The 12415-nt window shown below is 31.8% G+C and carries 12 protein-coding genes; 11 read left to right on the forward strand and 1 reads right to left on the reverse strand.

Going from position 1 to position 12415, the window contains the following annotated elements; translation table 11 throughout:
* Window positions 1-229: 229 nt before the first annotated feature.
* The gene (gene spo0A, locus B5E58_RS06615) at window positions 230-1012 is read left to right on the forward strand and encodes a sporulation transcription factor Spo0A (protein WP_088108899.1); all 783 of its coding nucleotides are present in this window, start codon (window positions 230-232) and stop codon (window positions 1010-1012) included.
* Between the two features lie 46 nt (window positions 1013-1058).
* On the opposite strand, the gene B5E58_RS06620 is transcribed toward spo0A, so the two are convergent.
* A complete protein-coding gene (locus tag B5E58_RS06620; protein WP_088108900.1) occupies window positions 1059-2846 on the reverse strand; it encodes an Rqc2 family fibronectin-binding protein in 1788 nt (595 codons plus the stop codon).
* Window positions 2847-3002: 156 nt separating this feature from the next.
* Between B5E58_RS06620 and B5E58_RS06625 the strand changes: the two genes are divergently transcribed.
* The 10 genes from B5E58_RS06625 to rlmN all read left to right on the forward strand — a co-directional run bounded on the left by B5E58_RS06625 (window position 3003) and on the right by rlmN (window position 12402).
* The gene (locus tag B5E58_RS06625; RefSeq protein ID WP_088108901.1) at window positions 3003-3881 is read left to right on the forward strand and encodes a YicC/YloC family endoribonuclease; all 879 of its coding nucleotides are present in this window, start codon (window positions 3003-3005) and stop codon (window positions 3879-3881) included.
* Entirely contained in the window at window positions 3874-4149 is a 276-nt protein-coding gene (locus B5E58_RS06630; protein ID WP_443080047.1) for a DUF370 domain-containing protein, read from the forward strand. Before B5E58_RS06625 ends, B5E58_RS06630 begins: the two co-directional genes overlap by 8 nt.
* Window positions 4150-4165: 16 nt before the next feature.
* Window positions 4166-4774 (forward strand): guanylate kinase, encoded by a 609-nt coding sequence (gmk, locus tag B5E58_RS06635; protein WP_088108903.1) that lies wholly within the window; start codon window positions 4166-4168, stop codon window positions 4772-4774.
* Window positions 4775-5053, forward strand: coding sequence for a DNA-directed RNA polymerase subunit omega (rpoZ, locus tag B5E58_RS06640; RefSeq protein ID WP_088108904.1), 279 nt, complete (start codon window positions 4775-4777; stop codon window positions 5051-5053).
* Window positions 5054-5121: 68 nt separating this feature from the next.
* Window positions 5122-7572 (forward strand): primosomal protein N', encoded by a 2451-nt coding sequence (gene priA, locus B5E58_RS06645; protein WP_088108905.1) that lies wholly within the window; start codon window positions 5122-5124, stop codon window positions 7570-7572.
* A 79-nt stretch (window positions 7573-7651) separates the two neighbouring features.
* Complete coding sequence (gene def / locus B5E58_RS06650; protein WP_088108906.1) at window positions 7652-8107, forward strand: peptide deformylase; 456 nt, start codon at window positions 7652-7654, stop codon at window positions 8105-8107.
* Between the two features lie 20 nt (window positions 8108-8127).
* Complete coding sequence (gene fmt / locus B5E58_RS06655; protein ID WP_088108907.1) at window positions 8128-9060, forward strand: methionyl-tRNA formyltransferase; 933 nt, start codon at window positions 8128-8130, stop codon at window positions 9058-9060.
* 112 nt (window positions 9061-9172) lie between these two features.
* Window positions 9173-9880 (forward strand): zinc metallopeptidase, encoded by a 708-nt coding sequence (locus B5E58_RS06660; protein WP_206608558.1) that lies wholly within the window; start codon window positions 9173-9175, stop codon window positions 9878-9880.
* Between the two features lie 101 nt (window positions 9881-9981).
* Window positions 9982-11358, forward strand: coding sequence for a 16S rRNA (cytosine(967)-C(5))-methyltransferase RsmB (gene rsmB, locus B5E58_RS06665; protein WP_088108909.1), 1377 nt, complete (start codon window positions 9982-9984; stop codon window positions 11356-11358).
* Window positions 11359-12402 carry a 23S rRNA (adenine(2503)-C(2))-methyltransferase RlmN gene (gene rlmN / locus B5E58_RS06670; protein WP_088108910.1) on the forward strand — a complete coding sequence of 348 codons (1044 nt, stop codon included), beginning with the start codon at window positions 11359-11361 and terminating at the stop codon, window positions 12400-12402. It abuts the gene before it with no gap.
* The last annotated feature ends 13 nt before the right edge of the window (window positions 12403-12415 follow it).

Here is a 12415-nt window from a genome sequence, read left to right on the forward strand (position 1 = left end):
ATTATTTTCTACAATATACTTTCAATAAAAATGGTGTCTGTGTCGATATAGATGTTATATGTGCCGTATATATGGAATTTTGTATTTCTCATGCTTATAATATCTTTTGTAAAATATTTCGCCAAAAAAATAAGAGGAGAGTGGTGTATTAAGGGGGCGTTTTAAAAGGATAAGTTATGTGAAATATTTTATTAATATAGTGTACTTTTTATTTAGGGGGGCTTATAAAATGATTTCTGATAGGTTGATTAAGGTGCTTATTGCCGATAACAATGAGGTTTTTAGAAAAACCATAATTAACTGTCTGGAAAAAGAAAATGATATTAAGGTTTTAGGAGAAGTTTCTGATGGGGAGGAAGCTTTTAAATTTGTACTTAATAATGAAGTTGATATTGTAATACTGGATGTTGTATTACCTAAAAAAGACGGTTTATGGTTTCTTGAAGAACTTGAAAAGTTTGATGGCAAAAAACCAGAATGTATTGTTGTTTCAGCAATGAATTGTGATATTGTTGTAAAAAGAGCTGTTGAAACTGGAGCATCATATTTTTTAAGTAAACCTTTTGAGAGTGGTTTACTTATAAAAAGAATAAGACAGATTTGTCAAAGAGAGGAAGTTGTTTCCGATAGAATGTATTTCAAAGAGTATACAGGAGAAAAAACTCTTGAAATGAGAATAACAGAAGTTTTGAACAGTTTTGGCATATCTCCAAGTATAATGGGATTTCATTATATAAGAACAGCAATAGAAATGGCTGTAGATAATAGAGAGCTTTTGATAGGTATAACAAAAGGAATATATCCGGATATTGCTAAGAAATATAATACAAGTGGAAGTAAGGTTGAAAGGGCAATAAGACACGCTATTGAATGTATTTGGAGGAATGGTTACAGTGATGTCTACTGTCGCACAATAGGAATGTATAGTGTCAAAAAGCCTACTAACAGTCAATTTATATCAATACTTACAGAATATTTTAGACTTGGAATGATAAATGATAAAACAGCATAATAATTTTTTAATAATAAAAGGTGCAGAAATATTCTGCACCTTTTATTTATTCGCCTATTTGAAGTTTTTTGGCTTTTGTCTCGTCAGGATTTATATATACAGACCAATTTTGTTCATATATAACCATACCTGGTTTTGAACCGTTAGGTTTTTTAATATTTCTTCTGAATGTATAGTCAACAGGAACTAAAGTACCGTCTTTGGCTTTACTGTTTAAAACAGCAAGATTTGCCGCTTCAATGAGTGTATTGTCTGGAAGGTCATTTATATCATTACATTTTCCTTCTGTCTTTATTATTACATGGGAGCCGGGTATATTTTTTGTGTGAAGCCATAAATCCCCCGGACCTGCAAAATGGAGTGTAAGGTCATCATTTTGAATATTGCTCTTTCCAACAAATATATCAAATCCCTCTGATGATATATAATGCATAGGTTTTGATTTTTTAATTTTTTGTCCTTTACCTTTTTTAAATGATTTTCTTTTCATATATCCTGCATCAACAAGTTCTTCTCTTATCTCTAAAAGGTCGGAATCGCTGTTTGATGACTCAAGGGAGTTTAATATACTTTCAAGATATATAAGTTCCTCATCATTCTGTTTTTTCTGTATGTCTAAGGCTGCAAGAGTTCTTTTTGCTTTATTGTATTTTGCAAAATATTTTTGAGCATTTTCAGCAGGAGTTTTTACAGGGTCAATTGCTATTTCTATTTCTGGCATATTTTCATCATAGAAATTTATTGTCTTAAATACTGTCATTCCCTTTTCAACAGCATATATATTTGCTGTCAGAAGTTCTCCTTTTACTCGCCAATCCTCTCGATTTTCTATACTTTTTAATGTTTTTTGCTGTATTTCAGATTTTTTAACACAACGCTCAATGTTTGTCAGAATTATTCTTCTCATATCATGGGCTTTTTGCTGTATATGATACATATTGTCTCTCTCAGCATAAAATTCCTCAAGTAAAGCTGATATTGACTCAAAACTTTGCTTTTTAAAGCCTTTTTCAAATTGCGTCATTGGTAAAGATGAAAACTCTGTTATTTTATCTGTATCCTCTGTGTATATTATTTCAGGTGAATAATTTTCTGATTTTATATCATCAAAAACATCACAAAAAGCTTTGTAAAGTCTCTCAATAGAGTTTTCGGCAATTTCACCACAATAAGATGAAGGGTCAAAACCTCCTCTGAAACATATTTCACTTGCCATAACAGGGCTTATTCCTGTGTAGTTTTTATATATAAATCCCTGTAATTTTTGTCCTTCTGTCATTTTTAATAGAGATGTAAATTCATCTATATTTGTGTTTAAAGGATTTTTTTTGTCTTGAGAAGGTGGGAGCATATATTGTTTTCCTGGAAGTACCTCTCTTACAGAGCTTTTATCGTGGGATACTCTTTTTATAGAGTCTAATATAGTTCCGTTTTCATCTATTAATATTATATTACTGTGTTTTCCCATAATTTCTATTATGAGAGTTTTTATACCAATGTCTCCCATCTCGTTTATGCCTTCGATTTTTATATTTATAATTCTCTCAAAATCTGGCTGTTCTATTGATACTATTTTTCCTCCAGCTATATGTTTTCTTAAAACCATACAAAACATAGGAGCTTGTGGTGGATTATCTTTTTGTATTTCTGTTATGTGTATTCTTGGGTGACTTGAATTTGCTGTGGCTAAAACTTTTAAGTTTTTTCCAAGACTTCTAACTGAAAATATTATCTCATCATGAAGGGGTTGATATACTTTGTCTATTCTTCCGCCTAAAAGTTTTTTGTTAAGTTCTGATACTATATTTGAAACGGCTATTCCGTCAAGTGCCATGGATTGTTACCTCCCTTTGTACTTTTTAAGAGTAGTATATCATTTTATAAAAAAATTTAAAAGTGTGTCTTTTCTTCTTGATAAATAGAAGGTGTCTAATATATAATAAAATATAATGCATATTAGAATTCAGATAAAAAAAGGAATGAAACAGTTATGATAAAAAGTATGACAGGTTACGGAAGAGGTGAAAATACAGCGGAAGACAGAAAGTTTACCGTTGAAATAAAATCCGTTAACCATAGGTATAATGACATTTCAATAAAACTTCCACGTTCAATGATATTTCTTGAGGACAAAATAAGAAAGACTGTTGCTAAAAGTATTTCAAGAGGAAAAACTGATGTTTATATTGGTTTTGAAACTCTTTCAACAGATGATGTCTGTGTAAAATTAAATGAGGCTCTTGCAGAAGCTTATGTTGAAAAACTTAATATTTTAAAAGATAAGTTTGATATTGAAAGTAAAGATACTCTCTCATTAGTTGCAAGATTTCCTGATGTTATAACAGTTGAAAAAGTTCAGAGTGAGGAGGATGTTATTTGGGACTCTTTATATCCTGCATTGGAGGAAGCTTTGACAAAATTCATTGATATGAGAACTGTTGAGGGCGAGGCTTTAAAAGTTGATATACTTAAAAAAGCTGAAAATATAAAAGCTCTTATGGAGTCTGTAAAAGAGAGAGCTCCTCTTGTTGTTCTCGAATATAAAGATAAATTGACAGCTAGACTTTCTGAGCTTATGGGAATGGTTGACATTGATGAACAGAGAATTGCCACAGAAGTTGCTGTTTTTGCTGACAGAGGTTGTATTGACGAGGAGATTACAAGACTTGAAAGCCATATTGTTCAGCTTAATAATATATTAGAAGAAGGCGGACTTGTGGGAAGAAAACTTGATTTCCTTGTTCAGGAGATGAACAGAGAGTCAAATACAATAGCTTCAAAATCAAACGATATTAAGATAACACAGGCTACAATAGAACTTAAAAGTGAGATAGAAAAAATCCGTGAACAAATTCAAAATATTGAATAAAGTAGGTGATATTATGGACAGCATAAGATTTATCAATATAGGATACGGAAACCTTGTATCAGCAAACAGGGTTATAGCTGTTGTTAGTCCAGACTCTGCTCCTATAAAAAGAATTATACAGGAGGCGAGAGAAGAAGGGCGTGTAATAGATGCTACTTACGGAAGAAAAACAAGAGCTGTTATTGTTATGGATAGCGGTCATGTTGTGCTTTCTACAATAATGCCTGAAACTGTGGGAAGCAGACTTTCTTTAAAAGATACGGAATAAAAGGGGTAATATAATTATGAAAAAAGAGGGCATACTTCTTATAATTTCAGGGCCTTCCGGTTCGGGGAAAGGTACTGTTGTTTCAAAACTTATTGAAAAGGGAGATTTTTGTCTTTCTATATCAGCAACTACAAGACAGCCAAGGGATTATGAGACTGATGGAGTTCACTATTTCTTCCACACAAAAGAAGAATTTGAAGATATGAGAGATAAAGGAGAACTTCTTGAATGGGCAAGTTTTTGTGATAACTATTATGGAACTCCTAAGGCTTATGTTGAAAAATGCCTTAAAGAGGGAAAAAATGTTATACTTGAAATAGAAGTACAGGGTGCTTTCCAAGTTAAAAAACTTATGCCTGAAAGTGTTCTTGTTTTCCTTATGGCACCTAATGTTACAGAGCTTAGAAATCGTCTTAACGGACGAGGAACAGAGGCTAGTGACGTTATAGAAAAACGTGTTGCAAGAGCTATGGAAGAAATGGAGCTTGTAAGTGAGTACGATTATGTTATAATAAATGATACCGTTGAAAAAGCTGAGAAAGCTGTAAGGACAATTGTTTCAGCGGAGAGTATGAAAACTTCACGTAACCGTGATATAAATAAAGTTTTTAAAGGAGAGATATAAATGTTACGTCCATCATATTCAGATTTATTAGAAGTTTTAAATAAAGATGCCAGCAAGGTAGACGCTATTAACAGTAGATATACAATAGTTATTGCTGCCGCTAAAAGAGCTAGACAGCTTATTGATAAAGCTGAACCTCTTACAATGAATTACACTGTTGATAAACCAGTTTCAATAGCTGTAAATGAACTTTTTGAAAACAAAATCAAAATTATTCAGAATTCTGAAAAAGCTGCTGATGCTGAAACTTCAGAACAGGAAGAATTTACAGAAGAATAATTAATATTTTGGGTATCGGAAAATTTTTTCAGATACCCTTTTTATTTTGTAAAAGGGGGTGATTTTGTTTGGAAAAATTCGCTAATATTATAATTAATATAAATCATAGTGATGTTGACCGTATATTTGATTATAAAATACCTAAAGCCCTTGAAAATAGAATTAAAAAAGGTATGAGAGTTATTGTACCTTTTGGAAATGGGAATAAAAAAATAGAAGGCTATGTTATAGATATATGTGAAAATACAGATGTGCCCAGTGATAAAATTAAAAGTATAATAAAAGAGTGTGATGATTTCCCTATATTTTCTGATAGTATGTTAAAGCTTGCTTTTTGGCTTAAAGAAAAATATTATACAACTCTTTCATCTTGTTTAAAAACTATAATGCCTTCCGGTATAGGTATAAAATCTAAGTGGCTTGTTGTACTTTTAGATTATGATGAAAATATTGATGTCACCGAAAGAGAAAAAGAAATTATTGAATTTATATTTGAAAATAATAATGTAGTTTATAAAAGTGATATTGAAACTTATTTCGGAAAAAATATATCTAATATATTAAATAGCCTTAAAAATAAAAAAATAATTGCCATTAGACAGAGTGTTACAGGTAAGAGCTTTGAAAAAAAAATAAGATGTGTAAAGCTTAATTTAGATGAGTCTTTTGATGAAAAATATAAATCGCTTTGCAAAAATAAAAGATGTGAAAAACAGAAAGAAATTGTAAATTTCTTGATTGATTATGATTATATAAAAGTGTCTGAATTGAAAAATCATTTTGATGACTGTAATTATTCTATAAAATCTCTTAAGAAAAAAGGCATAGTTACTGTTTTTTATGAAGTTGAAAAAAGAGATGTTTTTGACAGTGAAAATTTTAATAAAACCTATTTTCCCAATTATACAGATGAACAGTTAAAAGCTATTGAAATATTGGAAAATATGAGAAAATCTCATAATAAAAAGCCTGTTTTGCTTTTTGGTGTAACGGGAAGTGGAAAAACGGAAGTTTATATGTCTATTATAGAGAGTATTATAAATGAGGGAAAACAGGCAATAGTTCTTGTTCCTGAAATATCACTAACTCCACAGATTGTAGGAAGATTTATATCAAGATTTGGAGATAAAGTTTCATTTACCCATAGTAGAATGAACCAAGGAGAAAGATTTGACCAGTGGAAAAAGGCAAGAGAGGGAGAAATATGTATTATGATAGGTCCTAGGTCAGCTCTTTTTACACCTTTTTCAAATATTGGTGTTATAATAATAGATGAGGAACATGAAAGTTCTTATAAATCAGACACAAGCCCTAAATATGACACTGTGGAGACAGCAAAGAAACTTTCAGAGATAACAGACTCACTTCTTGTACTTGGAAGTGCTACACCTGATATATGTACTTATTATAAATGTATGACAGGTGAATATGATATGGCAGAGCTTAAACATAGAGCTAATGACAGTAATTTGCCACAAACTTTTATAAAAGATATGCGTTTGGAACTTGAAATGGGAAACCGTTCAATTTTTAGTAGAGACCTTTACCAAGAAATAAAATTAAACCTTGAAAAAGGTGAACAGACAATGCTTTTTATAAACCGCAGAGGTTTTTCTACATTTGTGTCATGTAGAAAATGCGGTCATGTTATGATGTGTGATAATTGTAATGTTTCCTACACATATCATTCAAAATCACAAAGTCTAATGTGTCACTATTGTGGTAAAACTATTAAAAATCCTACTGTCTGTCCAGAGTGTGGTTCTAGATATATAAAATATTTTGGTACAGGCACACAAAAGGTTGAAGATGAAGTTAAAAAATATTTTCCCAATGCTAGAGTTTTGAGAATGGATATGGATACTACTACAAAAAAGAATAGCCATGAAAAAATATTAAGCTCTTTTGGTAAGGGTGAGGCTGATATATTAATAGGAACTCAAATGATAGCAAAGGGACATGACTTTCCAAACGTAACTCTTGTAGGTATAATTGCCGCTGATATTTCACTTAATTCAGGGAGTTATAAGGCGGCTGAAAATACATTCCAGCTTTTGACACAGGTTTCTGGTCGTGCCGGAAGAAGTGAAAGGGAAGGTAGAGTTTATATACAAACTTATAATTCTGATAACTATGTTATAAGACTTTCAGCGAAACAGGATTATAAAGGTTTTTACGATGAAGAAATAGCAGTTAGACGTATTTTAGACTATCCTCCTTTTGGTTGTTTTTTCAATATTATGATTAGTGGGGAAAAGGAAAGAGAGGTTATAGAGTCATCACAAAGGATAAAAGATGTTATGAGTTATTTCAATAAAAATAATGACTTTATAATACTTGGTCCTGTTCCAGCTTTTATATCTAAAATTAAAAATGAATATAGATTTACAATTACTGTTAAATATTCTGATGAGTATAGACTTAAAAAATTTGTTCTCTATTGTATAGATAAATTTAAAGAGAGAAATGGAAAAACAGGTATATATATAAATATTACAATGAATAGAGTAGTGTTTTAAATTGTTGTTTAAATCAATGTTTTATTGTATACTGAAATACAGTTATTAAATTATTAAAAAATTTTGGAGGAAATATATTATGGCTATAAGACAGATAAGATTAAGTACTGATGAAATACTTAGAAAAAAATCAAAAGAAGTTAAAGAGATAACACCTTCTGTATTAACACTTCTTGATGATATGGCAGAGACAATGTATGAAGCTAATGGTGTTGGACTTGCTGCTCCACAGGTTGGTATATTAAAAAGAATAGTTGTTATTGATATTGGGGAAGGACTTATTGAGCTTATAAATCCTGTTGTTGTTGAAACAAAGGGTTCTCAGATTGGTTCTGAAGGTTGTTTAAGTATACCGGGGGCAAGTGCTGAGGTTGATAGACCTGAATATGTAAAGGTTGAGGCACTTAATAGAAATGGAGAAAAAATAGTTGTTGAAGGTACAGAGCTTATGGCTGTTGCTTTATGCCATGAGACAGACCACCTTGACGGAGTTCTTTATATTGATAAAGCTATTGGAGAAATTGAAGGACTTTAATTTTTGGAGGTAGTGTTTTTATGAGAATAATTTTTATGGGTACTCCTGATTTTGCAGTGCCATGTCTTGATATGCTTGTAAAAGAAGGACATGACGTGTGTCTTGTTGTGACACAGCCTGATAAACCTAAGGGCAGAGGTAAAAAAATGCTTTTCCCTCCTGTTAAGGAGAAAGCTTTGGAATATGAAATTGAAGTTTTTCAGCCTGTTAAAGTTAGAGAGACTGAGGCTGTTGAAAAACTCAAAGAGTATAATGCTGATATTATAGTTGTTGTTGCCTTTGGTCAGATACTTCCTGAAAGTATATTAAATATGCCTAAATATGGCTGTGTTAATGTTCATGGTTCACTCCTTCCTAAATATAGAGGAGCTGCTCCTATACAGTGGTCTGTTATAAATGGAGATAAAGAGACAGGCGTAACAACAATGTACATGGAAAAAGGTCTTGATACAGGGGATATGCTTTTAAAAGCATCTTTTGAGATAACAGAAGATGACACTTATGGCAGTGTTCATGATAAAATGTGTGTTTTAGGTGCTGATGTTTTAAAAGAAACTCTTATTAAAATAGAAAATGGAACAATAGAGAGAGAAAAACAGAACGACGCTCTTTCTAACTATGCACCTATGATTTCAAAAGACACAGGTCATATTGATTGGAATAAAACTTCCGATGAAATCATAAATCTTATAAGAGGTCTTGACCCTGTTCCTGCTGCATGGACTGTATATAATGGTGAAGTATTAAAAATATGGAAAGCTGTAAAATATTACAGTGATAATGAAAGTGGAAAATGTGGTGAGATTTCATATATAACTAAAAAAGGCTTTGTTGTAAAAACAGGTGATGGCTTTGTTCTTGTAACTGAAATTCAGGCAAGAGGTGGAAAGAGAATGGCAACAGATGCCTATATGAGAGGTCATGCTATTGAAAAAGGAATAGTTTTGGAATAAATAATATATTTCAGACTAAGAATAATTTAAAACGTACATCTATTTAAAATAAAGTAATATAACTATACTAATTATATATGTATGTTTTAAATAGGAGGTAAAATATATGTTTATGTATCCATATTCTTTTTCTTATTTCTACGTTCTAATTCCGGCTATGATACTTGCTGTTTATGCCCAGTCAAAAGTCGGAAGTACATTTAATAAGTATTCAAGAGTTTCAAACAGTAGAGGATTTACCGGTGCGGAAGTTGCAAGACAGCTTTTAAGTGCAGCGGGAATACATGATGTAACTGTTGAAAGAGTTGGAGGAAACCTTACAGACCATTATGACCCAAGAACAAAAACCCTTAGACTTTCAGACTCTGTATATGGAAGTACATCAATTGCAGCAATAGGTGTTGCTGCCCATGAGACAGGTCACGCTATACAGCATGATGAAGGCTATGTTTTTCTTAAACTTAGAAGTGCCATGGTACCTATGACAAATATAGGTTCAAATCTTGCTATGCCACTTATAGTTATTGGTGTTTTAATTGGTGGTATGGCTGGTTCTTCTTTCGGTTATACAATAATACAGTTTGGTATAGTTCTTTTTTCTTTGGCAGTTGCCTTTTCACTTATAACACTTCCTGTTGAGTTTGACGCTTCAAAGCGTGCTATTGAAACATTGGGAATGTATAACTTCTTAAGTGATGACGAGTTAAAGCCTGCCAAAAAAGTTCTCAGTGCTGCGGCTTTAACATACGTTGCTTCAGCTGCTGTTGCTATATCCAACCTTTTGAGACTTGTTCTTATGTTTGGAAGAAGAGATGATTAAAAATTTAAAAATATTATGGTGGGGCGATTTTGTCCTACCATTTTTTTTGCCAATATTATAAAAATATTTGCGGTATTTTGTTATTTAAGTTAATATAAGATATGAAAATATTCTGGAAAGGCTTGAAAAATATGATTGAAATTAATCCCAGAGAAGTTGCATCAGAGGGACTTTATAGAATTTTTGAGGAACAGTCCTTTAATAATATGGTGCTTAAAACTTTATTAAAACAAAACGGTGCAATGGCTAAAAATGATAAGGCTTTTGTAACTGAAATTGTAAATGGTACACTTAGGAATATATATTACATTGACTATGTAATAAATGAGTTTTCAAAAACTAAAACTGAAAAAATGAAACCATGGCTTTTGGCTGTAATAAGAACAGCTGTATATCAGATAATATTTATGGATAAAGTTCCAGCTTCAGCAGCTTGTAATGAGGCTGTTAAATTGGCTAAGTTGAGAGGTTATGGAAAACTTTCGGGTTTTGTTAATGGTGTTTTAAGAAATATTGCAAGAAATGTTGAAAATATAAAGCTACCTGATTATGGCACAGCTGAATATTTAAGTGTGAAATATTCTCACCCATTATGGCTTATTAAAATGTGGCTTCATGAGTATGAATATGATTTTGTAAAAGAGTTGTGTGAAAGCAATAATACAGCTCCAGACGTTACAATAGCTGTAAATACTCTTAAAACAGACAGAGAAAGTCTTAAAAAATACCTTGGAAGTAAAGGTGTTTCTGTTGAATATGGAAAGTATCATAAAAATGCTTTACATATAAGAAAGACTTCTGATATATCAGCTTTAGAAGAATTTAAAAATGGTCTTTTTCATATACAAGATGAAAGCTCTATGACAGCAGTAAAAATTCTTGAACCTAAAAAAGGTGAAAAAATACTTGATGTATGTGCTGCACCGGGAGGAAAAAGCCTTCTTTGTGGTGAGTATATGGAAAATGATGGTCTTATATCATCAAGAGATATATATTTCCATAAAATAGAGCTTATTGAAAATTCGGCGAAAAGACTTGGAATTGATATTATAGAGCCTTGCGAAAAAGACGCTCTTGAATTTTATGATGAAGACGTTGAAAAATTTGATAGAGTTATTGTTGATGCTCCTTGTTCCGGTTTTGGAATAATAAGAAAAAAACCTGATATAAAGTTTAGAAGAACAGGAAATGATATTGATGAGCTTATAAAAATACAGAGAGGTATACTTGAGAATGCCTCAAAGTATGTTAAAAAAGGCGGAGTTCTCCTTTACAGTACCTGTACAATATGTAAAAAAGAAAATATAAAAAATGTTGAATGGTTCCTTGAAAATTTTGATTTTGAGGCTGAAAGTATAGAAAATATTTTGCCTGAGGGTATGAAAGAGGACAGATTAGGTTGTGTTTCACTCTATCCAAATGTAAATGGTACAGATGGATTTTTTATAGCTAGATTTAGAAGAAAGGGGAATTTATAAATGTCAAAGGCTGACTTAAAGTCTATGTCTCTTGAAGAACTTCAAATTTTTATGGGAGAGATTGGAGAGGCTAAATTTAGAGCAAAACAAGTTTTTGAATGGCTTCACAAAAAACAAGTTTCAAGTTTCGACGAGATGACAAATCTTTCAAAATCTTTGAGAGAAAAACTTAATGAGACTGGAAAAATAAGTTTTGCTCATGCTGTTGAAAAGTATGTGTCAAAACAGGATAACACTACAAAATACTTGTTTGCTCTTGAGAATGATAATATAATAGAGAGTGTCCTTATGAGATATAGCTATGGTAATGCAGTTTGTATTTCAACACAGGTAGGCTGTCGCATGGGTTGTACATTCTGTGCATCTACTCTTGATGGTGTTGAAAGAAATCTTACTGCGGGAGAAATGCTTTCTCAGATTTATGAGATACAGAAAGATACAGGGGAGAGAGTTTCAAGTGTGGTTCTTATGGGAAGTGGAGAGCCTCTTGATAACTATGATAATGTTTTAAAATTTATACGTCTTGCTAATGACAAGAATGGTTTAAATCTTGGACAGAGACATATAACACTTTCAACCTGTGGACTTATAGAAAAAATGTATCTCTTAGCTGATGAAAGTCTCCAAATAACTTTGGCAGTATCTCTCCATGCACCTAATGATGAAATAAGAAATAGAATTATGCCTATTTCAAAGAAAAACGATTATGAAAGACTTATTGAGGCTTGTAAATATTATTCTGATACAACAAAGAGAAGAATAACATTTGAATATGCTATGATAAGCGGTGTAAATGACAGTATTGATTGTGCAAGAGAACTTTCTGAAAGACTTAGAAATATGCTCTGTCATATAAATCTTATACCTGTAAATGATGTTAAGGAAAGAAATTATAAAAAGAGCAGTAGCGAGACTGTTGAAAGTTTTGCTGAGTTTTTAAATTCAAGAGGTATAGAAACAACTGTAAGAAGAAAATTGGGAAGTGATATTAATGCTGCCTGTGGTCAGCTTAGAAAAGGCTACCTTGAAAAAAGGCAGAAATAAAAAGAAGGTGTTA

It is taken from the genome of Tyzzerella sp. An114 (assembly GCF_002161055.1).
Taxonomy (GTDB): Bacteria; Bacillota; Clostridia; order Lachnospirales; family Anaerotignaceae; genus Fimicola; species Fimicola cottocaccae.